The following is a 24,801-nucleotide window of genomic DNA, read 5'->3' on the forward strand; positions in this document are numbered from 1 at the left end:
AAATTCTCCTTTATGTATTATTTTTTGGTGGGTTAGTAACGGCTTCTGCAATCATTTCTTGAAAAGCGCGAACACTATCTTCCCAGTGAGGTGACAACATACCACCATCTTTTGAAACTGGAGACGCTCTCCCAAGCTGCATCCTTTCACAAATTGCATGATCTTCTTTGTGAACATCCCACCATAGCTTTTTCATTTCATCAACCTCTTTAATTGAAACGCTCTCGCCTTCTGTGGTGTAGATAACCCTTTTTTGGTGCGTATGACCTTCATCAACTGGAACATTCAAATAGACTCCAATTTGATCCGGAGCATAACGACCAATTATAAAATTTGGAAAAAGAGTTAAGTATCTTGAACTTACAGACAAACTCCCCTTTACCTTATCATCATCATCTAGATCAATAGCGCTTCCTAGGCAAACGCCATCAACAATTGTGTAATGATCCTCAAGAGGCTGATTTGTTGTTGTTCGATGGACAAATTGAACATGGTAAGGCTCTATAAAATTTTCCATAAGAAATTTCCAGTTCGTAGAAATCTCACCAAAATCCAAAGTAGCTACAGGCTTCACTTTTTGAAAATCTATATCACTAAAATTTTGAATAAGAGGAGCTGCATAATCCTCAAAATTGGCAGCATTGCCACTTAAATTAATAAAAATCCAATCTTGCCAAATAGCTATTTTTATTGATTTAAGATTATGATTTGACATTTCAAAGCCTTCTGGCTGATGCTCTTTGCCACCAAAGAACGGCGTAGCACAAAGATCACCATCAAGACTGTACGTCCATGCATGATAGGGGCAAGATAACATCTTGCCAACATTCATTGGCTCATCAACTAACTTCAAACATCGATGAGAGCATGCATTATGGAAAGCTGAAATTTTTCCTTCATTATTTTTAATTAAGACTACTGGCTGACCAGCAACCATAATTGGTCTTGCATCCCCTGGCTCATTTAGCTCATGGGCAAAACCTACAAAAACCCAATTATCGGTAAACACGGTATCGCACTCAGTGCGAAAAAAATCAGCACTAGTATAGGCAGATGAGGGCAGTCCATGCTTAAGCTTGCCTTTCTCAAAAAAAGATGACATGTCAAGTTTATTAATTGTAATACCTCAAAAAATAAATGAAACAAATGATAATGAGAAAAATTATAAACCTAATTATTACATTAAATGTAATAAATTAAAGAATAAGTTACCAATACAGCTATTTATTCGATTAAAAATAATTAATATGTAATAATCATAAAAATTATTTACTGTTAACATTCGTATTAATTTGGTATGATTTGTAACTTTCATTAACACTTTTAATCAGGAGAGGATGCAATATGGGCATTAAAGGAAGTGACTTCGAGGTTGAATTGAAAGGATATTCAGGGCATGGATTAATCCACTCAAAAGATGTTGATGATGAAATTACACGTATTGGTCCTGGATCGCCAGCAGGTGAATACCTTAGAAGATACTGGCAGCCAGTTTTTATCTCTTCTGAACTCGATGATCTTCCTGTGTCAATAAAAATTCTGGGTGAAGAGCTTGTTCTATTTCGAGACAAAAGCAATCAATTAGGATTGGTTCATAAACAATGCCCTCATAGGCAAGCTTCTCTTGAATTTGGTATTTGTCAAGAAACAGGAATTCAATGTTGCTATCATGGATGGCACTTTGACATTGATGGAACATTATTAGATGTTCCTGGCCAGCCTGTACATGTAGCTGACATTATTAAACAGAGGGTTCGACTTGGCGCCTATCCGACTGTTGAATTTAAAGGTTTAATTTTTGCCTATCTTGGGCCAATTGATGAAAAACCCGAATTCCCAATGTATGACAGCCTAAATTTTAAAGATATGGAAATGGTGCCCTATAAAGCACCCTTCAATTGCAACTGGCTTCAGGTTTTGGATGCTATAGTTGATCCAATTCACACCTCTTTCCTTCATTCAAATATGAGTCGACAACAGTTTTCAGAAGGCTTTGGAGAAGTTGGGCAGATTGATTTTTTTGAGCGTGATAGTTGGATTTTAGGCTGCAATACCAGGAGAGTTGGTGACAATATTTGGTTTAGGATTAACGAAGTTGTTTTGCCAAACTTTACTCAAGCAGGTGCAGCTTTTGCTGCAGATGGAACAAAGCAAATACACTATGGCAGAAGTTCATTTACACGATGGGTTGTTCCAATCGACGATGAAACAACTATCTGCTATGCCTGGGCTAATTTTGGGGAGAGAGGAGATCCACAGGAATTTAACACTCCAGAGGGTCCTGAACTAATTGAACAGGGTGAAATTTTTGATCGCCCCTACAAAGAACGTCAAAGATTTCCTGCAGACCGAGAAGCATGCGAAGGAATGGGTCCAATAAATATCCATAAAAATGAAAATTTATTACCCAGTGATCAAGGAGTTGCAATGATGCGTCAGAGAATTAGAGAGCAAATAAAAACTGTTGCCTCTGGCAAAAAACCTTATCTAGCAAGTGGCATTAATGGATTGCCAGTTCCAACTTACGGGGGTGATTCTGTCCTTAATATTCCAGCAAGTAATATGGAAGACAATTCCTTCTTAAGTAAACTTGCACATGAATTCGTTCAAATTCAATTTGAAGTCGACGGAAAGGTTGAAGAAGAGAGAGTTAAAATAGTTACGAAAAAATTAAAAGAAATACAATCGAGAGAAACTTCAAATACCAATAAATAAATACCTATGGCAAGTGATAATAAAATTAGAGTTCATTTTAAGAGTAATCATGCTGACCCTGATTCATTCCCACCAACTATTGAAGGGGAAAGTGTTTTTGCTATTACCAAAGAAAGGTTTGATAATGCAATTGAAAGCTACCCTGATTTAAAAAACAAAATTGAGCCAATTTTTGATTGGGATTTAGAGAACTTTTATGAATCCATGAAGACTGCTGAGGTTCTTGTGTGCTGGGATTTTCCTACTGAGAATCTTGCTGAAATTGCGCCTAAACTTCGATGGATTCATATTATTGGTGCAGGGGTAGAACATTTATGTCCAATGGACTGGGTGCCAGAACACGTTTCAGTTGTTAATAATCGAGGCGTGCACTCAGCAAAAGCAGGGGAGTTTGGTTTAATGAGTGTGCTAATGCTGCATACGCATATCCCTGAAATCATTCAAAATCAACAAAACAAGCATTGGGAATCTCTCTATTCATCTCCAATATTAGGTAAGACATTGCTGGTTATAGGTACAGGCAATATAGGACATGCTGCTGCAAAAAAATGCAAATTATTGGGCATGAAAGTAATTGGGGTAAGTCGTCATGGGATGCCTTTAGAAGGCGTCGATCAAATGGTTAAGGTAGATAAATTAGATGAAGTACTCCCTGTAGCTGATTACATTTTTATGTCTACACCGAATACAACTGAAACATTTAATTTATTAGATAAAAGGCGTCAATCATTAATGAAGCCAGGAGTAGGTATTGTTAATGTTGGAAGGGCTGCCACAATGGACTATGACGCTCTTGTAGAGAACTTAAATTCTGGTCACATCAAGGCTGCTATTATTGATGTTTTTGATCCTGAGCCACTCCCTTCAAATTCAATATTATGGGACACACCGAACTTAATGGTTATGCCGCATATATCTGCTGATGATGGTGATACATATATTCCTCTAACGCTTGAGCTCGTTCTAATGAATATGCAAAGATACATTGCTGATGAAAAATTAAATAATTTAATAAACCCTGATCTAGGATATTAAAGATTTAAATAATATTTTTTATAGTGCTGGGCTGCTTTTTTTGCAGTAGCCATTAGACTATCATTGGGATTTGCAATTGACTGTTCAAATGATAGGTCTTTAGAAATAATACTAAATACCTTGTCGATATCATATTTATTTTCAAGTATTTCATCATCCTCTGCACTACCAGCAATGACAAAGATACTGCATTTATACTTTCTTGCATAATCAATTACTCCCATTGGAGCTTTACCTCTAAGACTTTGACTATCAAACCTACCTTCGCCTGTTATTACAAGATCTGTAGTTGATAGATGTTGCTCAAAATTAAGTTTTTCAAGAATAATTTGTACTCCACTTTTTTGATCCGCCTTTAAAAAAGCAAGAAAACCATAACCTATGCCACCTGCTGAACCTGCCCCTGGCTGCATTGAGAGGTTATTATTTAATTTACTGGAAGCGATTCTAGAGTAATGACTCAATAGATTATCTAATTGATTAATCATCTTTTCATTAGCACCTTTTTGAGATCCAAAAATAACTGATGCGCCTTGCTGTCCAATGAGAGGATTGTCCACATCGCATGCAATCTCAAAACTGACTCCTTTGAGGCGTGAGTCGATAGAAGTAATATTAATATCTGAAAGTGTATTTAAACTTTCTACACCTCCAGTGAGTTCCTTACCAAAAGAATCTACAAATTGGATTCCAATTGCTTGCAAAAAACCCATCCCTCCATCATTTGTTGCACTCCCTCCTAAACCAATAATAATATGCTCAGCACCTTCATCAATTGCAGCAAGTATGAGCTCACCAACTCCAAAACTAGAAGTATTCATTGGATTTCTTTTTTTAAGTGGAACTAGGTGCAAGCCACAAGCTTCAGCAATTTCGATTACTGCTGTTTTTGAATTGCCGAGCATACCCCACTTGGCATTGATATGTTCTCCTAGAGGGCCTGACACTTTCGTTGAAAAATACTTACCTTGAGTAGCAGTAACTAAGACATCAACTGTTCCCTCTCCACCATCAGCAATTGGTAATTTTAAAATATTAGCATCTGGAAAAATACCTAAAAAACCTTCCTCAATTGCATTTGCTGCATCAGAAGCTGTTAAGGTTTCTTTAAAAGAATCAGGTGCAATTAATATCTTCATATTTTACTTCTTTAACTTAATTGTATTTTTTGCCCCACCTCTCAAGTGAGATTGTTGCAGTAAAAATAATAAACATACCAAGCCACTGATTCATGCCCAGCATATCTTGAAGAAGAATTACACCTAAAATAATAGTAAAAATAGGCTCTAAGTACATCACATTTGAGGTTCGTACGGGTCCAATAATTGATATTGACCTAAAGAAAAAGTAAATACCTCCAGTCATCCCCATTGCTGAAAGAATACTCCAAAGTAACATCTCTGAAGATACTGAAGCTATAGGCTCTAAAGTGACTATAAAATATATCAACACAAAAACTACTGAAGGCAATACCATAATATATTGAATTAGGCCCCATCCTGATTCTACACTTTTATGGCGAGATAAAATATTTACAGTAACCTGGGCAAGAGAAGCAATAAGGCCCCAAAAAACGCCCCATAAATTCCAATTACTTGAATCTCCTTGAACTAAAATCCAAATGCCAAATAATGACACAAGAAGTGCGGCAGCTGATAAAAAATCAATAGATCTGCTCTTAAGTATTGAGTTAACAAAAAAGGTAATAATTGGGAAAGTATAAATCACTACTACGGCTAAACTTAATGGAATCAAGCTTATTGAATACATATACGATGCAATAAAAATTGCTTGAAAAATACTAATTAGTATTAGTCTAATGTGTGTTGCCTTGCTTTTAATTTTCTTAGGTGATTTATTTAAAATACTTGCAAAAATAAAAGTACTAACATAGCGAACAGAAAGAAGAAGAAATACGCCTCCTCCAACACCATAGAAATAGGGAGCAGTAGTGGCTGCAAGAGAGAAAAAGAAGGCAGATAAAATTGCTGTAAAAATACTTGAAAATATCTTATTACTCATTGTGGATTTGGCCTGGATTATCTGTTGTGATAGATTGTACTCTCCAGCTAATCAATTTATTAGCAATATCAATATCATCAATTATCCATGAGTGGTATTCAAAACCAGCATCCATAATTCGGTCAATTAAAGTTTTTGAGTTTTCATTATCTGAACTGAGGCCATCGGCCTTAATATCATTCAGTACATCTAATATTTTATTTAAGTCATAGTTCGGCTCATATGCATATAACCAGTAAGCCTTATAATTAGGTGCTGCTGATTTAAAAGTCTTAATAACTCTCTCATCAAATGAAATAATCACAGCTTGCTCGGTATGTATTTCAGATTGAGAAAGCTCTTTAATTAGGGGCTTTATAATCTCAATACCGCACTTTATCTCTATAAATATTTTTTTACCAGAAGGTAACACTTTAAGCACTTCAGCTAAAGTAGGAATTTTTACTTTTAAATTATTAGAAATTTTATGAGATAAGTTGAGTTGCTTTAACTCTTCAAGGGTTGAGTCTTTAACAATTAATTTTTGATTACAGACTCTTTGAGTATCATCATCATGAATACAAACAATGGCGCCATCCTTGGTAAGATGGAAATCACCTTCTATTCCATCCACTCCTTTATCCCAAGAGGCATTGAAAGCTGGTAAAGAATTTTCTGGTAGATCAAATGAAATACCTCGATGTGCAATAATCATTGAGATATTCTACATAAAAATTTAGTAGTCTTTTTTTAAAAAACTTAGAATAGTGAAACAGATAGCTCCATCCAGAAACTTGGCATCAAGCCAACGACTAGAATAAGAATACCATTGATAGAAAGCACAACCTTCATATCTAACGGAGCAGAAACCAGTATCTCTTTATCTACATCATCAAAATACATTGTTTTAATAATTTGCAGATAATAGTAAGCACTTATTACAGCAAAGATTACCGCTGTTATAGCAAGAATTACATAGCCCTCTGCAACCACTTGCTGAAGAATAAATAATTTAGAATAAAAACCAATAAAGGGTGGAACACCGGCCATTGAAAGCATAACCACCAACATAATTAATGCAAACCATGGGGAATGTTTACTCAAACCTTGAAAATCAGAAATTTGATCAGCCTCAAATCCCTTCCTATTTAGAACAATAATTGAACCAAAGGCCGCTAAACTCATCAAGATATAAGCCAGCACATAAAAGACTGCAGCGCCATAACCATCTACCACTCCTGTAACAAAACCTAGTAACACAAAACCAATATGGGATATTGTTGAGTAAGCAAGCATTCGTTTGATATTAGTTTGAGTTAATGCAACTAATGATCCTATTGCAATTGAGAGGACAGCTAAGATCATAAATAAATCTGCCCAGTAATGCTGAAGCTCTCCTAAACCATCAATTAACAATCGAATCAGTAATGCGATCGCGGCAATTTTTGGCACAGTTGATAAAAACATAGTAACTGAAGTTGGTGATCCTTGATATACATCTGGAACCCACATATGAAAAGGCACAGCTCCAAGTTTGAAAGCAATGCCAATGACTAAGAAAACTAAACCAAAATTAAGAATTAATGTTTGCTGAGAGCCCAAAGTTGAGGCACTTGCAAAACTTGATATCTGGGAAATATCCAGGCTTCCACTTATTCCATAAATCATGGACATTCCATAAAGCAATAATCCCGAAGCAATAGCGCCCAGAACAAAGTATTTAAGGGCAGCCTCAATAGCACTAGCTCTGTCTCTTGCTGTCGCAATAAGTGCATACAACGATAGTGACATTATTTCTAAACCCAAGTACAAAGTAAGGAGGCTATGTCCAGAAACCATTACCATCATTCCCAGTATTGACATCATTGCCAGAATAAAATACTCATTTCTTAAAAGCTCATGCGCCTTAAGATAATGACGAGTATAGACAAGGGCAATAATTGCAAACCCAAGTATGAAAACTTTAAAAGTTGAGCCTAAAGAATCAAGAACAAATGTACCAGAAAAAATCGTTGCATTCTCGCCAATTAAATTAAACGCCAAGAAACCTGTTATTAGAAGTGCAAACTGCGTCAAGTAATAAGTAAATTGCTTTAAACGTTGGCTTACAAAAAGGTCAAATAATAATATAAGTGAAATTGCAAATAATAAAAACAACTCTGGCAAAGCAAAGAGAAGTTCTGCAACATTAAAATTAAAGTTCATCATAATAAAACTGGTAGTTTAGTTGTAAGTGCTTGCTCAAGAAGATTAACAATGGAAGCATGCATTACCTCAATTACTGGCTGTGGGTATAAACCCATCCATAATACAGCAATAGCTAAAATAGCTAAGATTCCAAATTCCCTAGAATTGATATCGCTCAAAGTGCTTACCTCTGGGTTAGTTATCTCCCCCCAAAAAACACGCTTAACCATCCACAATGTATAGGCAGCACCAATGATCAAAGTCATTGAAGCCAAAAATGCAAACCAAAAATTAGCTTGTAAAGCTCCAAGAATAACCATAAACTCCCCGACAAAACCTGAAGTTCCAGGAAGGCCAGCATTTGCCATTGCAAATAGAACAGCAAAACCTGTAAATTTAGGCATTGAGTTTACAACCCCTCCATAGGTAGATATTTCTCTTGAGTGAAGTCTGTCATAAAGCACGCCAACAACTAAGAACATTGCTGCAGAAATAAATCCATGAGAAATCATTTGAATCATTGCACCTTCTAAGCCAAGATAAGCACTCTCAATACTTGCGCCACTAATAGAAATTAGCTCACCATTTGATCCCATTTTCATAATAGAAAATAACGCAAAAACACCTAAAGTAACAAAGCCCATATGGGAAATTGACGAGTAGGCAATCAATTTTTTCATATCTTTTTGAACCAGCGCTACAAAACCAATATAAACAATTGCGATCAAAGAGAGAACGATTACTACAGTTGCAAATGATGATGATGCATCCGGCGTGATAGGCAGTGAGAAGCGGAAAAATCCGTAACCACCCATCTTTAACATTATAGCTGCCAAGATTACAGAGCCACCTGTTGGTGCTTGGACGTGAGCATCTGGAAGCCATGTATGGACAGGAAACATAGGTACCTTTACCGCGAAAGCAAGGAAGAAAGCCCAAAATATCCAACTCTGCTGAGCCATAGTAAGCGGCAAGGTGTACATTTCAGAAATTGCGAATGAGCCACTTAAATTGTACATATAAATAAGTGAAACCAGCATAAATACTGACCCTAGAAAAGTGTATAAAAAGAATTTAATCGAGGCATAGACACGATTTTGACCACCCCAGACACCAATAATTAAAAGCATTGGTATTAGTGATGACTCCCAAAAAACATAAAACAACATGGAGTCCATTGACGAAAAAACACCAATAATGAGGCCTTCCATGATTAAAAAAGCTGCCATATAATCTGCCACTCTATTCTTGATAACTTCCCACCCAGCAACAATTACTAATATTGTTGAAAAGGTGGTAAGAATAATTAGTGGCATTGATATTCCGTCAACACCTAGATGGTAAAAAATATTAAATTGAGTAATCCAACTGACCTTTTCTACAAACTGCATTGAGGAGGTTGAAGTGTCAAAATCTAAAAATAAATTTATTGATAAGACGAAAACAATCACAGAAATACCAGCGCTTACCCAGCGGGCAAGTTGAGCTCTATTGTTTCCTATAAATAGGACTGAGCCAGCCCCTAATATAGGAAGCCAAATTAAAATACTTAGTAATGAATCCATACTATTACCTTAACTAAAAAATGAATAATCTGAGGCAATAAGAACCCACCCCAAAACAAACATCAAACTAATGATCATAAAAAATGCATAGTGATAAACATACCCAGTTTGAACTGGTCGAATAAAAGCGCCTACGTAACGAGCGAATCTAGCACTCCCATTAACCAAAAGCTGATCAATGATTGCCATATCTGAAATTTTCCACAACAGATTACCAATTTTCAGTGATCCACGAACAAAGACAATTTCATTAAATCGATCAAAACCATACAAAGAATTCAACACATAATTAATACGTTTGAATTTACTCTGAATTAGGTCTGCCCAGTCAGTTCGATATATGCAGAAAACCCATGCTGTCAAACCACCACCAACCATCATCCAGAATGGAAGTGTCATGACTGAATGCGTTATTAAAGAGAACGCTGAATGAAAGTGATCCTCAAGTTTTGAAACGGCAAGATGAGAAGAATCAATAAATATTCCATTTTCTAGCCACCCACCAAAAAGCATCGGCTCAATTGTAAAATACCCAATCAATACAGATGGTATCGCTAGTAATATTAAAGGAACCGTAATTGATGGAGCTGTCTCATGAACATGCTCTTCGGTATGACTATCAAGCCTTGACTCACCATGAAACACTAAAAATAATAGTCGTAAACTATAAAAAGCAGTAATGAACACACCCAGCACAACTGCAAAATAAACCCACCCAGCAAAAGGTAGGTCCGAATAATGAACGGCCTCAATTATCATATCTTTTGAATAAAACCCTGCGAAGCCAGGAAAGCCGATCAGAGCTAAAGTACCTAAAAGAGAAGTAACATAGGTTATTGGCATTTTCTTTCTTAGGCCGCCCATTTTTCGAATATCTTGTTCATGATGAAGTGCAACAATTACTGATCCAGCTGCTAAAAAAAGCAAAGCTTTGAAGAAGGCGTGAGTCATTAAGTGAAAAATTGCAACTGAGTAGGCGCTTACTCCTAGAGCAACAGTCATATAGCCAAGCTGAGAGAGTGTGGAATAAGCAACAACTTTCTTTATATCATTTTGAACAATACCTAGTAAGCCCATAAATAGGGCTGTTATGGCTCCTATTACCATGACTACTGTTAGTGCAACATCACTTAACTCAAATAAGGGTGACATTCTGGAAACCATAAAGATACCAGCCGTTACCATTGTTGCCGCATGAATCAACGCAGAGATTGGAGTAGGGCCTTCCATTGAGCCAGGCAGCCAAACATGCAGAGGAACCTGTGCTGATTTGCCCATTGCTCCTACAAAAAGTAGAAGGCAGACTACCGTTATAGCAGAGACGCCTCCAAATAAAGTTTGTCCAATAATTTGATCTTTTTGACTGAATGTTTCAGCGTAATCTAAAGTACCAAAAAACATCAGGACCATTGCAATTCCTAAAAGAAAACCAAAGTCACCAACCCGGTTCACGAGAAAAGCTTTTAAGTTAGCCTGAACTGCTGATTCCTTATGGTGCCAAAATCCAATTAAAAGATATGAAACCAGACCAACAGCCTCCCAACCAAAGAATAGCTGCATAAAGTTATTTGCAATTACAAGTGTAAACATTGCAAAAGTAAATAGGGATATATAGCTAAAAAATTTAGTATATCCCTTATCATCATGCATATAGCCTATAGTGTAGATGTGCACCATTAGTGAAACAAATGAAACCACCACCAACATCAGAGCGGTCAAGTTATCAACTAAAAAGCCGACACTAATATTGAGTCCTCCAATTTGCATCCATGTATAGATGTTCTGATTAAAAATTTCACCATCATTTAGAACGTGATGATTAAAAACATAAAGTGATAGTGCGGTAGAGATTGCTACCCCTAAAATCGTAATTGAATGCGAAGCTTTTCGTCCGAGTCTATTCCCAGCAAGCCCAACTATGATTGAACCAATTAGGGGCGCTAGTACAATTGTAGAATAAATATTAAGCATAGCTACCCTTTCAACGTATTAGTTGCATCAATATCAATCGAGCCACGACTTCTAAACATCAGCGTGAGGATTGCAAGACCTATAGCCACTTCAGCAGCAGCAACTGTCAAAATAAAGAATACAAATATTTGTCCAGCAAGATCGCCGCCATAATATGAAAAGGCAATAAAATTAGTATTAACTGCTGCCAAAATTAACTCGACACACATCAAAAGCATAATGATATTAGTTCTGTTAATAAAGATTCCAGCTAGACCGATACAAAAAACTATTGAGCTCAGAATTAGGTAATCAGATAGTGCTATCATTTTGACTCCTTTGCTGACTTTGGCTTAATAGAGGCCATTCTCATTCTATCTTTTGCCTGAACATTAATTTGTTCTGAAATATCTTGCTTTTTGCTTCTAGATTCATTTCGATGAACAAGAGTAATGGCTGCAATAATTGCGATTAAAAGAAGTATTGCTGCTAATTCAAAAGGGTACACATAAACTGTATAAAGCTGCTCTGCAATGGCAGTAATATTGCTATATGAAGCGTCATGCTTTTCTGGAACACCAGTCATTGCTAGATCAAACTGACCAGCATTAAGGACTAGCACCATTTGCGCAATCACAATTATAGATACAAAAATTCCCAATGGCAGATAGCGCGTGAACTGAGCTCGAAGAGTAGATTTATCGGTATCAAGCATTTTAATAACGAACATAAATAACACCATAACGGCGCCGACATAAATTAATATAAGTGTAATTGCTAGAAACTCTGCTTCAAGAAGCAACCATAAGCTAGCAGCACTAAAAAAAGTTAGTATTAAGAATAAAGCAGCCTTTGCAGTATTCCTTGATGTAATCATCATTATCGAGCTAACGATAAAGAAAAAGGAGAAGACATAAAATAAAATTGATGAAAATTCCATAGCTACCTATTATTTATATTTAGAGTCTTCAAGTCTGGCTTTGCTAATCTCTTTTTCATTCTCATCGCCAATAGCCAAAAGCCCTTTCTTATCAATAATACTTCCCTCTCTTGACTCAAACGCATAATCAAAAATATGAGTCTCTACAATGGCATCAACGGGGCATGCTTCTTCACAGAAGCCGCAAAAAATACATTTAAAAAGATCAATATCATATTGAGTTGTTCGGCGAGTACCATCTTCTCTCATTTCAGAATCAATAGTTATCGCATTTGCTGGACATACCGCCTCACAAAGCTTACAAGCGATACACCTTTCCTCTCCATTTGGGTAGCGACGAAGAGCATGAAGGCCTCTGAATCTGGGTGAAATTGGCGTTCGCTCTTCTGGGAACTGAACCGTAATATTATTATTTAAAAATTCTTTACCAGTCACTTTAAGACCAGTTCGTAGCTCGCCTAAACCAAAATCTTTTACTAGTTTTTTAACTTTTTTTATCATATCTTTTTCTCCTTAAAACCAAGGTCCTATATGAAGCTGTGTCATCAATGCAACCACAAAGATCCACACAATCGTTAAGGGTAAGAATATTTTCCAACATAAACGCATAATCTGATCGTACCTAAACCTTGGAAAGGAAGCACGAATCCAAAAATATAAGAATAAAAAGAAACTCATCTTAAAGAGTAACCAGAATAAATCAGGAACAAACTCAAACCAACCCTCAAGAAGAGGTATACCTTCAAATGGTGAATGCCATCCGCCAAAAAATAATAAAACTGCCAGCATAGCCATAAAAATCATGTTGAAATATTCAGCCATAAAGAACAATGCAAAAGGCATTCCAGAATACTCAACATGCGTTCCACCAACAATTTCCGACTCACCCTCTACAACATCAAATGGTGCCCTATTTGTTTCAACTAAAGCTCCAATCCAAAAAACTATCATCATTGGGAATAGTGGAATCCAATACCAATTAAGTATTCCTCCAGCTTGTTTTTCTACAACAGTATTTAAATTAACAGAGCTTGCAATCATTACGACTGTTACAAGAACAAATCCAATTACAAGTTCATAGGAAATCAGCAGAGCTGTACTTCTTAAAGCTCCAAGCAGTGGGTACTTAGAGTTAGATGCCCAGCCTGCAAGAACAATTCCGTAAACACCAACTGAACCGATTGCCATAACATACAGCAAGCTCACATCAAGATTAGCAATATAAAAGCCTTCTCCAAATGGAACAACTGCCCAAACTGCTACTGCAGGAACAAAGGCCAATACAGGTGCTAAAAGAAATAGATAAATGTTTGACTTAGTAGGAAAAATTATTTCCTTAAACATCATTTTAAAAACGTCAGCAAATGGTTGCAATAGCCCCAATGGACCAACCCTATTTGGACCAATTCTAAGCTGCATGAAACCAATAACTTTGCGCTCAGCATAAGTCATATATGCCATCGCAATTATTAATGGAAAGATTAAGGCAAGACCCTTGATTAAGATAATTATTACGTCTGCAAGTCCCCCATCAAACCAAGGAATTAAATTATGGATACTGTCAACTAATGATTGCCACATAGTCAATATCTCCTATCCCTTTCTCGATTGATAAGTATGAACAAAGACACATCCTTCAGCAACAGTTTCATTAATAGAAACTGGAACACCATGAAATAAATCACCACCTGAAAGCTTCAACTCTTTGGCCGTTACTAAAGAAATAAATGCAGCATTCATTTTCCCAATTTGTGTTTCTTGGAGAGATTTAGCTTTGCGTGATACACCATCTACTGCATAAGGCGAATACTGCCAATGAATTGCAATCTTAGAATCATCAATTGCTTTAGTATTCTTATCAACAATATCATTATTTCCAATTGAAGTAATAGCAAGTGCGTCATCAGCTACTTGAGTTGAATCGGTATATTCAAAACCTTTGAACTCAAATAAATCTGCAAGAACTTTAATAATTTTCCAGCCTGGTTTAGAATCTCCTGGACCTTTAACTGAGGCGCTAAATGATTGAGCAATGCCATCAAAATTTATATGCGTACCTGAACTTTCATAAAAGCTAGCTAGCGGCAATATTACATCAGAGTTTTTTTGAGACGCCTCATCTTCAAAACTATTAAGTGAAACAACAAAGACATCATCTTTATTAAAAGTATCAGCAGCTAATTTTGGGTTAATAAAGTCATAGTTCAAATCAACGTCCATCAGTATAAATGCTTTAGTATTTTCAGAAAGCATTGAGGTTGCATTTTTTCCTTTATTAGAAGGCTTAAATCCAACTTTTTCAGCAGATAATGAGTTTCCACTATGGCTTAAGTTGGCAATTTTTGCATTCGAAAGAGTTGCAATTTCAGAAATAATATTCATAATATCTGAAGAAGATATATTACTATTTACGTGCTCGCCTATAACAATCACTGGCCTTTCTGCAGTAATTAAGTCATCTGCAATTTTATTTTGACTATCGTCAACTGTGATCTTAGATAAGTGCTTTGGAGCAGTAGTCTTAGTTTTGTCATGAAGAGACTTGAGGACAGACTGAAGCATTAATAAAGTTTTTTGTGGAGAAGATAAAACTTCCAAATTAGTCCGATAGTTAAAGTCAAACTTTTTATTATTAATCGTATTGACCGAGGCACCATTTATAGTTGCCTTTCTAATACGATGATTAATCATTGGTTGCTCTAATCGAAGGTATGAATTAACAATTAAAGCATGATCTATTGACTCCATTTCAGATAAAGAAATATTTGAAAGCATGGAACTTCCAATGCTTAGGTCTGCTTTATCTAAACGATAATCAATATTTTCTGAGCCAAAACTACGAGCTAATTTTTGCATCAAATAATATTCTTCTAATGTTGAGTTTTTAGAAGCTAATACGCCCAATTGATTTGGATTTTGTGCATTTTTTTTCAGGCCACTAATCGCAAAATCAAGAGCAACTTCCCAACTGGCTTCCTGCCATTTGTTATTCTTTTTAATTTTAGGGTGTAATGCTCGGCTTTCATGATTTAGTCCTTCATATGAAAAGCGATCACGATCAGAAATCCAAGTTTCATTTACTAATTCATTATCTCTTGCAACAACTCTTTTAACCTTACCTCTATAGGTTTGGGTATAAATATTTGAGCCAATCAAGTCATGCCTTGCAATCGTTTCCACGGCATTCATTTGCCAGGTTCTGGCTTCATACCTAAATGGCTTTGAAGTTAGAGCACCAACTGGGCAAACGTCAATCATATTTCCAGAAAGCTCTGACTGAATACCTTCAGTTAAAAATGGCTCGATTTTTACGCCTTCACCCCTTCCAGTTCCACCCATTTCAACAATACCTGCAACTTCTGCGCCAAAACGAACGCAACGAGTACAGTGAATACATCGAGTCATGTCTGTTTGAATTAATGCACCAATACCTTTGTCTGCAACTATTCGTTTTCCTAGGTTAAATTTTGAAACATCTGTCCCATACTCCATTGCCACATCTTGAAGTTCGCACTCTCCACCTTGGTCACATATTGGACAATCAAGAGGATGATTAATTAGTAAGAATTCCATTACCGCTTTTTGTGCACTCTTAGCTTTATCATTTCTAGTATGAATTTTCATACCATTTGCAACAGGAGTAGAACAAGCTGGCTGAGCTTTTGGAACACCCTCGACATCAACTAAACACATCCTGCAGTTTGCTGCAACTGATAGCTTTTTATGGTAGCAAAAACGAGGCACATCAATACCTTCTCTATCCGCAATAGAAATAATAGAGTCGCCTTGATTAGCAAAAACTAATTTACCATCAATTTCAAATTCAATTTCAGACAATTGCCTCTTCCTCAATTAAATGCTCACTTTCTACAATACTTCTACCATGCTTAATATAGTATTCAAACTCATGTCTAAAATGTCTTATAAAGCTCTCAACTGGCGTTGCCGCTGCGTCACCAAGGGCGCAAATAGTGTTGCCACTTATTTTCTCTCCAACTGAAACAAGCAAGTCTAAATCTTCATTTTTTCCATTACCGTCTAAAATTCGTTGCAATACTCTATAGAGCCAACCCGTACCTTCTCGACAAGGAGTGCACTGTCCACAAGACTCATCATAATAAAAGTGAGCTAATCGCGTTAGGGTTTTAACCATGCATGTAGTGTCATCCATTATGATTACTGATCCTGCACCAAGCATTGATCCGGCATTAGCAATACTGTCATAATCCATTGTCATATTCATTGCAGTATCTGCTGTCAAAAGTGGAGTCGAGGAGCCGCCTGGAATAACTGCTTTGAGAGTTCTTCCTTCTTTAAGGCCGCCAGCTAACTCTAACAGCTTACTAAAAGGCGTACCCATTGGAACCTCAAAATTAGCAGGATTCTTTACATTACCTGTAACTGAGAAACATTTTGTGCCACCCGAATTTTCAACTCCTAAATCTGCAAACCATTGGCCGCCCTGAGAAAGAATTTCAGGGACTGAAGCAAAAGTTTCTGTGTTATTAATTGTTGTTGGCTTACCATATAACCCAACATTTGCTGGAAAAGGAGGCTTAAATCTTGGCTGACCTTTTTTGCCTTCGAGAGACTCTAATAATGCAGTTTCTTCTCCGCATATATAAGCTCCAGCACCTAAATGAGTATATAAATCAAAACTAACCACGCCCCCCTGAATACTCTTACCAAGTAATCCTGCATCATAAGCATCTTTTAAAGCTTCTTCAAAACGGTAATAGGGCTCCATGAACTCACCACGAATATAATTATAGCCAACAGTTGCATTCATTACGAAGCCTGCAATGGCCATCCCCTCTATGACTGAATGAGGATTGTATCTAAGAATATCTCGATCATGACAAGTGCCCGGCTCACCTTCATCAGAATTACAAACTACATATTTTTGTCCTTCTTGATTGCGAGGCATAAAACTCCACTTCAAGCCAGTTGGAAAACCTGCTCCACCTCGCCCTCTTAATCCTGATGTTTTTAATTCAGCAAGAATATCCTCAGGAGTCAATTCTCCATTAAGAATTTTTCTCCAAACTTTATAACCACCTGTTGATTCATAGGTTGCAAAACTTGCTGGGTTTTTTTTATCTAAGTTTTTAAAGCAGACTTCATTCATTTTAAATTATCCAAAATATTATCTAATTTACTCGGCGTTAAATGTTCATAGTATTGATCACCAATCTGACACATTGGACCTCCAACACAGGCACCCAAACATTCAACCTTCTTAACACTTACCAGTCCATCCTTACTTACCTCACCAGTCTTTACTTCTAACTTTTGTTCAAGATATGAGATTAGCTCATCTGAGCCATTAAGCATGCAAGAAATATTGTGACAGAATCGAATAATATGCTTGCCAACTGGTTTATGGTTATAGTTCTCATAAAAAGTTGCAACCTCTTGAACGCTAATGGATGGCATTTGAAGGTGATCAGCAACCTCTTGCATTAATTCGCCCGTCAAGCTCCCATTATTTTCATTCTGAACAATTGTTAGTGCCTGCATTACGGCTGAACTTTGCCTTCCCTCTGGATATTTTGTCACCCAAAAATCAATTTCTTTTTTTGCTTGATCAGAAATCATCTGTCAACCTCCCCAAAAACAATATCTTGAGAACCAATAATGGTCACTACATCTGAAAGCATATGGCCCTTTGACATCTCGTCCATTGATGCAAGATGAGGAAATCCAGGTGCTCTAATTTTTACTCTGTATGGCTTATTGGCTCCATCTGAAACTAGATAAACTCCAAACTCACCTTTGGGCGCCTCAACTGCAGTGTAACTCTCACCTTCAGGAATACAAAACCCTTCAGTAAATAATTTAAAGTGATGAATCAATGACTCCATATCATCCTTCATAGCTTCACGGTTTGGAGGAGTAACTTTATGATCATCTGACATTACTGGTCCAGGGTTAGCTTTAAGCCATGAAACGCATTGATTTATAATTCTAGTTGATTGGCGCATCTCTTCCATTCGGACAAGGTATCGATCATAGCAATCACCAGTTACGCCAACTGGAACATCGAATTCTAATTTTTCATAAACTGAATAGGGCTCATTTTTTCTAATATCCCATTCAACTCCAGAGCCTCTTAGCATTGCTCCAGTAAATCCAAGTTGTTTTGCACGCTCAGCAGATACAATAGCAATGTTTACAAGCCTCTGCTTCCAAATCCTGTTATCAGTCAATAAATCAGAGTATTGCTTAATACTTTTTGGAAAATTAATAGCAAAATCTTCAATAAAGTCTAGTAACGAGCCTTGACGATTTCTATTAATCTCTTCAAGCTTTTTATCACTTCTTAACTTAGACTTTAGATATTGAGGCATCTTGTCTGGCAAGTCTCTATAGACTCCACCTGGCCTGTAGTAAGTTGCGTGCATTCTTGAGCCACTTACTGCTTCATAACAATCAATTAGAGCCTCTCGCTCTCGAAAAGCATACAAGAAAACACTCATAGCGCCAACATCTAGTGCGTGAGTTCCAATCCACATTAGGTGGTTCATGATTCGAGTAATTTCATCAAACATGACCCTTATATACTCAGCCCGCTCTGGAATTTTAAGGCCCAACATCTTTTCTATACCCATTACATAGGCATGCTCATTGCACATCATAGAGACGTAATCAAGGCGATCCATATACCCGATAGACTGGTTATACGGTTTAGACTCTGCTAGTTTCTCGGTGCCTCTATGAAGAAGTCCAATATGAGGATCCGCACGTTCTACAACCTCACCATCGAGCTCAAGAATCAATCTAAGAACTCCATGAGCAGCAGGGTGTTGAGGTCCGAAATTAAGCGTGTAGTTTTTCATCTCAGACATAGTTATTTCCTTATGACTCGAGGGACATTTATATTTGGCTCAATACTTACAGGCTCATAAACTACCCTGCCTAACTCTTCGTCATATCTCATCTCAACTTCACCAATCATTGGAAAATCTTTTCTTAGAGGGTGGCCAACAAAGCCATAGTCTGTCAGTATTCTTCTCAAATCATTATGGTTTTCAAACAAGATTCCAAACAAATCAAATGCTTCCCTTTCATACCAGTCTGCACAATTCCAAATTTTCGTTACAGATTTAATCATTAAGTTTTCTGAAGAGAGAACTGCTTTGACTCTTAACCTCTGATTGTCTGAGACTGAAAGAAGATGGTAAACAACTCCGAAACGTTGGTCCTTTTTATTTGATGATTTTTGTACTTGACGCGCTCTTCCGAAACCTGAAGAGCTGGCATTTCCATTCCAATCTGACTCACCATAAGTCAAGTAGTCAATTCCGCAAAGATCAATCAAAATATCAAAATTAAACTCGTCACGTAATTGCGTGCAAACCTCAATTACATCATCACTATTAATAACAAGCGTTAACTCGTCAAAAGACTCGCTTAGATTTTTTTTACCAAAAGCTTTTGCTAAATTTTTCTTAAATTCTTTCATAACTTAAGTGCGAGCAATCGTGTTGGTTCTTCGAATTTTATCCTGGAGCTGAAGAATTCCATAGAGAAGAGCTTCCGCTGTTGGTGGGCATCCAGGAACGTAAACATCAACCGGCACAATGCGATCACAGCCTCTAACAACAGCATAAGAATAATGGTAATAGCCGCCACCATTTGCACAAGAGCCCATTGAAAGAACATATTTTGGATCCGGCATTTGATCATAAACTTTACGCAATGCTGGCGCCATCTTATTGGTTAGAGTTCCAGCAACAATCATTAGGTCAGACTGGCGAGGAGTTGGACGAAAAACAATCCCAAAACGATCAAGATCATAACGAGCTGAACCCGCTTCCATCATTTCAACTGCGCAGCATGCAAGACCAAAGGTCATTGGCCATAGCGATCCAGTCCTTGCCCAATTAATAACCTTATCAAGTGATGTAGTAACAAAGCCTTCCTTCATTAAACCTTCAATAGCCATATTTAATCCTCATTATTCCCACTCTAATGCGCCTTTCTTCCATTCAAAAATAAAACCAACTACGAGTAATAGTAAGAAAATAGACATAGCCACAAATCCAAACCATCCAAGTTTTGCCTGGACTACTGCCCAAGGAATGAAAAATGCAACTTCTAAATCAAAAAGAACAAACAAAATAGCAACAAGATAGTAGCGGATATTAAAGTGCATCCGCGAGTCATCAAATGCAGGGAATCCACACTCAAACTGTGAGTTTTTTTCTTCACCAGGATTGCTTGGACCGAGAAGATAACCAACCAACGTAAGCCCTACTCCAAAGGCTATTCCAAGGAATATAAATACGATAATTGGCAAATAATTTTCGAGCATTGTTTATCCTAAATTAAACAACGAGATATTATAACAAGATTATTGGAAAACAGCTAGTTATTAGCCTTCAAATAATTGCAAAAAAGACAACAAACTATAGCTGTGTTCCGCCAACGGTTAGCATGTCAATTTTTAAACTGGGCTGCCCCACTCCAACTGGAACGCTTTGCCCATCTTTTCCACAAACACCAACCCCTGGATCGAGTTTTAAATCATCACCAACCATTGAAATTTGATGGAGAACCTCATCTCCAGCGCCAATAAGAGTTGCTCCTTTTATAGGAGTTGTTATTTTTCCATTTTTTATTAAATAGGCTTCATTAGCTGAAAAAACAAATTTTCCAGAAGTGATGTCAACTTGACCACCATCGAAATTTTTTGCAAAAATTCCATTCTCAACCGAGGAAACCATGTCTTCAAAATGATCCTTTCCATTTAGCATATAGGTATTAGTCATTCTTGGCATTGGAATATGAGCATAAGATTCTCGCCTCCCATTTCCAGTACTAGGCTTATTCATTAGGCGACCATTCATCTTGTCCATCATGTAGCCCTTTAATATTCCATTCTCTATCAATGTTGTTTCTTGAGTTGGTGTTCCTTCATCATCAATTGTAAGACTTCCACGGCGATTAGCGATTGTTCCATTGTCTACAATAGTGCATTTATCGCTCGCAATCTTTTCACCAATTTTTCCACTAAAAACAGAGCTCCCCTTTCGATTAAAGTCTCCCTCTAGACCATGTCCAATAGCTTCATGCAATAAGACACCCGGCCATCCAGAGCCTAGAATAACAGGCATTTTTCCAGCTGGCGCATCTTTAGATTCAAGCGCAACAAAGGCCAAACGAAGGGCTTCTTTAGTGTAAGTTTCAGCAAGCGAATTACTTGCAAAGTAGCCATAATCATAACGGCCACCACCGCCACTTGAGGCCTGCTCTATTCTTCCGTTATGCTCTACAATAACTGTTACGCTTACTCTGACCATTGGTCTACAATCTATTTGGTAAACACCATCTGTTGAAGCAATTAATACCTCTGTATAGGCACCAGATAGAGAAGCACTAACCTGAACAACCTTTGGCTCTTTTCTTGCAATCGAATTAATTTCTCTAAGTAAGTCAACTTTTTGTTTTGAAGTTAAACTATCAAGCGGACTTAAAGCGACATATTTAGAAGGATAATTAATAGTCTTTAGAATCTCTGGCTCTTTATTAGGCTTACTATTAGATATGCCTTTTGCAAAATCTACAGCTCCCTTAATAGCTTTAATATTAAGATCATCAGAATAAGAAAAGCCAGTTTTATCCCCTGAAACGCATCGAGCACCAACGCCATGACTAATGTTATATGAGCCGTCTTTTACTATCCCTTCATCGAGAACCCATGACTCTGCAACCGAGTGTTGAAAATATAAATCCGAATATTCTGCTCCAGTATCAGATAAAGAAGTAAGTAAATTAAATACTTCATTCTCTTTAATCTTGTGTTCACTGAGTAATTGCTTAATCATAAAACTTTAACTCCATCTAGTTTTTCAATAATTGGCTCAGACCATGGGCCAGAAATCATAAAAGTAACTTCAACAACATTATCTAATAAACCTCCAATAACTTCACCGCCAAAAAGCACTTTGTCTGCGGCCCAAATTCCAAGTCCGGCCAAGCCACCTCCAGCTAAATAGGTAGCAAGTGGAATCGTATCAGCGATTGAAGGCTGCACATTTGCTGCTAGATTATAGTCTCTTTTAATTAGATCAACAGAGCCAGTAAGTTCTATATCACTTTCTTCACTTTCAACTAAAAAATAATCTACCTTGGCCACTCCGTCATTAAATAATAATTTAGCATTTATTTGATCGTATACATAGCCCTGCTCTCTCAGCTCACTTCTTGAAAGCCTCAGCCTATTTGCAATAGATTCCAAATTTATAAAAGAAAGAAGTTTTATTAGGCTAGGGTCTTGATTCGTAAAGACACCTTTTTCAACATCCGCTTTCATGAAGCCGCTAACCTTTTTTGTAGTAACTTGCCATGGCTCACAGTCGCAATATAGTCTCAAATCAACATTAAAACTGCCTCCATTAACTGGCTCATCAACTCCAAATTTAGTTAAAAAGTTTGACAAGTTATCATTCGATGCTTTTGCTCTAAGTATAGTCTTACCATTAAGCCAATTTCCATTAAAAATTAAATCCTCATTACCAAGACCAATATTTTCAAAAATCAGATTTTTAATTTCCATCACATCTTCATTATTTATTAGATCAACCTCAAGATTAGGGATAGTTTTTCCATTGAACTTAGCATTCTTTGAGGATAAATGAAAACTAGGAAACATATTAGGCGTTAACTTCCAAGCATCTACATTCTCAAAACTCTCAACATTTAAATCTTTCAAGTTAACAAAATAATTACCATTTTCATCAATTTTTAGGCTGAGATCACCTTGCAAATTATCTGACTCAATTATGCTCATCCATTGATTAACCTCATCCTTAGTAATATATATATCAGTAATGCTAGCCAAATGACTTACCTTAACTCTAAAGTTATTATCTTGGCCATCTATCCATTCTTTAGGATTTAAAGATATTTGAAAAAGTTCACCGCCAATAAGGCCTTTGCCTTTTGTTCTTATCAACCCATCACTAAAAGAAAGCTGTGAATTAAATTCATCAACTTTTAATTTTCCAGAAAGAAGTGTTAATGAATTTTCAGATGCGAACATATCAAACGAAATTTTCATTTTTTGACCGCTAGTTTTTTGAAGTGGCACTATTAAATTAACATTACCCCACAACTTTCCATTAAGCTCAAACTCATCAAAATAACTTTTAATTTTTACAGAAACTGGGGACTGAGTTATAAATTTAGCAATCTTCTTACTTTGAGAGCTAAATCTTCCATTTAATGACAATACAGCATTAGGTTGATTAAAATCCCTTGTAGTGATGCTCAGATAACTTAAATCAATACCTTCTATGCTTGCTTTATTTCCAACTATCTTTAGATAATCATTTGAAAAAGTAACTTTTGCATCTAATTCTTCAATAGAAGGCCAATCAGAGCTAACATTTAATTTCGCGCCCAACAGATTTGCAGAAAATTTTGTATTTGGTGACTCAAGATCGCCCGACATATTAAAACGAGTTGTCAGCTTTATATCAGTCAATACACCCTCAGTTAAAACATTATTTATCCATCGAGCACCCTCCGTATTAGCAAGAATATCAGGGATATTCTGATTAATTTTTGAAACATCAATCTGATCAATATAACTCTCAAACTCAAGGTAAACTTTGTCTTGTTGAGTAAAAATTTTAAGCTGAGCTGAGAGACTAAAGTCCTCATTTTTTAGTGAAAAAGGAATAACTGCAATTCTATCCTCTCTTGCTTTTGAAACATCAATAGTACTACTTATATTTACTGCACTGCCAAGCTTAGGAACTTTGGGGCTACTAAAAATAGACTGGTCTCTCATTGATAAACTTACCTTTTGTTTATTTCTTGTTATTTCTATAGGCGCTAGTTCAACTGACTGATCTCCGATTAACTTCGTTCGATTGATAGAAAGCGATTTAAGAGCCAAAAGGCCAGACAATCCAAGGCTAGATAAAACTGAATCTGTATTTATAATCGAAACATACTCATCAATTGACGAAGTGTCAATTAATAATTCATTCACATCAATATGGCCTGGTATTTCAATCCCTTTATATAGAGCAATTAAATTAGCGTCCCATCTCAAAACGTCTATTGAAGCAATTGGCTCAAGCCCCTCCGCACTAATTTCAACATTTCTAACTGCCAATACAAGCTCATTATCTTGGAATTCTAGAGAAATTTTTTCGATACCAACGCTCAACCCACTCACTTGAGAGAGGCGATCTTCAATTGATCCTTTAATCGTCTGAGGGAACAATATAAAAAAAGCAACAACTACCAATAACGCAAAAGCAATAAATGTAGCTAGCCATGTGCTAATCTTTAAAACATTGAAGCTTCGTAATAGAGTTTTTTTAAGCATATTTTTATCGCATTAAACTGCAAGTTATTATAACCAAATGTATAATATTCCGGAATTTAATA

Annotated in this window: 22 protein-coding genes; 2 read left to right on the forward strand and 20 right to left on the reverse strand. The window is 36.6% G+C overall.

Annotation, left to right across the window (positions count from 1 at the left end):
* Positions 1 to 10: 10 nt before the first annotated feature.
* Positions 11 to 1,102 (reverse strand): aromatic ring-hydroxylating oxygenase subunit alpha, encoded by a 1,092-nt coding sequence (locus ABXT49_RS06905; protein WP_416651448.1) that lies wholly within the window; start codon positions 1,100 to 1,102, stop codon positions 11 to 13.
* A gap of 242 nt (positions 1,103 to 1,344) precedes the next feature.
* On the opposite strand from ABXT49_RS06905, the gene ABXT49_RS06910 reads away from it, so the two are divergent.
* Positions 1,345 to 2,715 carry a Rieske 2Fe-2S domain-containing protein gene (locus ABXT49_RS06910; RefSeq protein ID WP_416651450.1) on the forward strand — a complete coding sequence of 457 codons (1,371 nt, stop codon included), beginning with the start codon at positions 1,345 to 1,347 and terminating at the stop codon, positions 2,713 to 2,715.
* Positions 2,716 to 2,721: 6 nt separating this feature from the next.
* Positions 2,722 to 3,750: a D-2-hydroxyacid dehydrogenase gene (locus ABXT49_RS06915; RefSeq protein WP_416651452.1), complete on the forward strand. Its 1,029-nt coding sequence runs from the start codon at positions 2,722 to 2,724 to the stop codon at positions 3,748 to 3,750.
* Here ABXT49_RS06915 and ABXT49_RS06920 read toward each other — a convergent pair.
* The 19 genes from ABXT49_RS06920 to ABXT49_RS07010 form a co-directional block, all read right to left on the reverse strand.
* Entirely contained in the window at positions 3,747 to 4,889 is a 1,143-nt protein-coding gene (locus tag ABXT49_RS06920) for a glycerate kinase (protein ID WP_416651454.1), read from the reverse strand. The genes ABXT49_RS06915 and ABXT49_RS06920 overlap by 4 nt on opposite strands.
* 16 nt (positions 4,890 to 4,905) lie before the next feature.
* On the reverse strand, positions 4,906 to 5,772 hold the full coding sequence (locus ABXT49_RS06925) for a DMT family transporter (RefSeq protein ID WP_416651456.1): 867 nt from the start codon (positions 5,770 to 5,772) through the stop codon (positions 4,906 to 4,908).
* On the reverse strand, positions 5,765 to 6,466 hold the full coding sequence (locus tag ABXT49_RS06930) for a glycerophosphodiester phosphodiesterase (protein WP_416651458.1): 702 nt from the start codon (positions 6,464 to 6,466) through the stop codon (positions 5,765 to 5,767). Before ABXT49_RS06930 ends, ABXT49_RS06925 begins: the two co-directional genes overlap by 8 nt.
* A 44-nt stretch (positions 6,467 to 6,510) precedes the next feature.
* Positions 6,511 to 7,956 carry an NADH-quinone oxidoreductase subunit NuoN gene (gene nuoN / locus ABXT49_RS06935; protein WP_416653550.1) on the reverse strand — a complete coding sequence of 482 codons (1,446 nt, stop codon included), beginning with the start codon at positions 7,954 to 7,956 and terminating at the stop codon, positions 6,511 to 6,513.
* The gene (locus tag ABXT49_RS06940; protein WP_416651460.1) at positions 7,956 to 9,503 is read right to left on the reverse strand and encodes a complex I subunit 4 family protein; all 1,548 of its coding nucleotides are present in this window, start codon (positions 9,501 to 9,503) and stop codon (positions 7,956 to 7,958) included. The genes nuoN and ABXT49_RS06940 overlap by 1 nt, the downstream gene beginning before the upstream one ends.
* Before the next feature lie 9 nt (positions 9,504 to 9,512).
* On the reverse strand, positions 9,513 to 11,474 hold the full coding sequence (nuoL, locus tag ABXT49_RS06945; protein WP_416651462.1) for an NADH-quinone oxidoreductase subunit L: 1,962 nt from the start codon (positions 11,472 to 11,474) through the stop codon (positions 9,513 to 9,515).
* Positions 11,475 to 11,476: 2 nt separating this feature from the next.
* A complete protein-coding gene (gene nuoK / locus ABXT49_RS06950) occupies positions 11,477 to 11,782 on the reverse strand; it encodes an NADH-quinone oxidoreductase subunit NuoK (protein WP_416651464.1) in 306 nt (101 codons plus the stop codon).
* Positions 11,779 to 12,393, reverse strand: a complete 615-nt coding sequence (locus tag ABXT49_RS06955) for an NADH-quinone oxidoreductase subunit J (protein WP_416651466.1) — start codon at positions 12,391 to 12,393, stop codon at positions 11,779 to 11,781. Before ABXT49_RS06955 ends, nuoK begins: the two co-directional genes overlap by 4 nt.
* A 9-nt stretch (positions 12,394 to 12,402) precedes the next feature.
* Entirely contained in the window at positions 12,403 to 12,894 is a 492-nt protein-coding gene (gene nuoI, locus ABXT49_RS06960) for an NADH-quinone oxidoreductase subunit NuoI (RefSeq protein ID WP_416651468.1), read from the reverse strand.
* A gap of 12 nt (positions 12,895 to 12,906) precedes the next feature.
* Positions 12,907 to 13,974 (reverse strand): NADH-quinone oxidoreductase subunit NuoH, encoded by a 1,068-nt coding sequence (nuoH, locus tag ABXT49_RS06965; RefSeq protein ID WP_416651470.1) that lies wholly within the window; start codon positions 13,972 to 13,974, stop codon positions 12,907 to 12,909.
* Between the two features lie 12 nt (positions 13,975 to 13,986).
* Entirely contained in the window at positions 13,987 to 16,230 is a 2,244-nt protein-coding gene (gene nuoG / locus ABXT49_RS06970; RefSeq protein WP_416651472.1) for an NADH-quinone oxidoreductase subunit NuoG, read from the reverse strand.
* A complete protein-coding gene (gene nuoF, locus ABXT49_RS06975; RefSeq protein WP_416651474.1) occupies positions 16,223 to 17,521 on the reverse strand; it encodes an NADH-quinone oxidoreductase subunit NuoF in 1,299 nt (432 codons plus the stop codon). The genes nuoG and nuoF overlap by 8 nt, the downstream gene beginning before the upstream one ends.
* Complete coding sequence (gene nuoE, locus ABXT49_RS06980) at positions 17,518 to 17,991, reverse strand: NADH-quinone oxidoreductase subunit NuoE (RefSeq protein WP_416651476.1); 474 nt, start codon at positions 17,989 to 17,991, stop codon at positions 17,518 to 17,520. Before nuoE ends, nuoF begins: the two co-directional genes overlap by 4 nt.
* On the reverse strand, positions 17,988 to 19,241 hold the full coding sequence (locus ABXT49_RS06985) for an NADH-quinone oxidoreductase subunit D (RefSeq protein ID WP_271537730.1): 1,254 nt from the start codon (positions 19,239 to 19,241) through the stop codon (positions 17,988 to 17,990). Before ABXT49_RS06985 ends, nuoE begins: the two co-directional genes overlap by 4 nt.
* 2 nt (positions 19,242 to 19,243) lie before the next feature.
* The gene (locus ABXT49_RS06990) at positions 19,244 to 19,858 is read right to left on the reverse strand and encodes an NADH-quinone oxidoreductase subunit C (RefSeq protein ID WP_416651478.1); all 615 of its coding nucleotides are present in this window, start codon (positions 19,856 to 19,858) and stop codon (positions 19,244 to 19,246) included.
* 3 nt (positions 19,859 to 19,861) lie between these two features.
* A complete protein-coding gene (locus ABXT49_RS06995) occupies positions 19,862 to 20,341 on the reverse strand; it encodes a NuoB/complex I 20 kDa subunit family protein (protein WP_271537727.1) in 480 nt (159 codons plus the stop codon).
* A 12-nt stretch (positions 20,342 to 20,353) separates the two neighbouring features.
* The gene (gene ndhC / locus ABXT49_RS07000; RefSeq protein ID WP_271537725.1) at positions 20,354 to 20,710 is read right to left on the reverse strand and encodes an NADH-quinone oxidoreductase subunit A; all 357 of its coding nucleotides are present in this window, start codon (positions 20,708 to 20,710) and stop codon (positions 20,354 to 20,356) included.
* Positions 20,711 to 20,804: 94 nt separating this feature from the next.
* The gene (gene tldD, locus ABXT49_RS07005) at positions 20,805 to 22,223 is read right to left on the reverse strand and encodes a metalloprotease TldD (RefSeq protein WP_416651480.1); all 1,419 of its coding nucleotides are present in this window, start codon (positions 22,221 to 22,223) and stop codon (positions 20,805 to 20,807) included.
* Complete coding sequence (locus ABXT49_RS07010) at positions 22,220 to 24,739, reverse strand: AsmA-like C-terminal region-containing protein (protein WP_416651482.1); 2,520 nt, start codon at positions 24,737 to 24,739, stop codon at positions 22,220 to 22,222. Before ABXT49_RS07010 ends, tldD begins: the two co-directional genes overlap by 4 nt.
* Positions 24,740 to 24,801 lie beyond the last annotated feature (62 nt).

The sequence above is a fragment of the Candidatus Pseudothioglobus sp. Uisw_086 genome (assembly GCF_048085745.1).
Taxonomy (GTDB): Bacteria; Pseudomonadota; Gammaproteobacteria; order PS1; family Pseudothioglobaceae; genus Pseudothioglobus.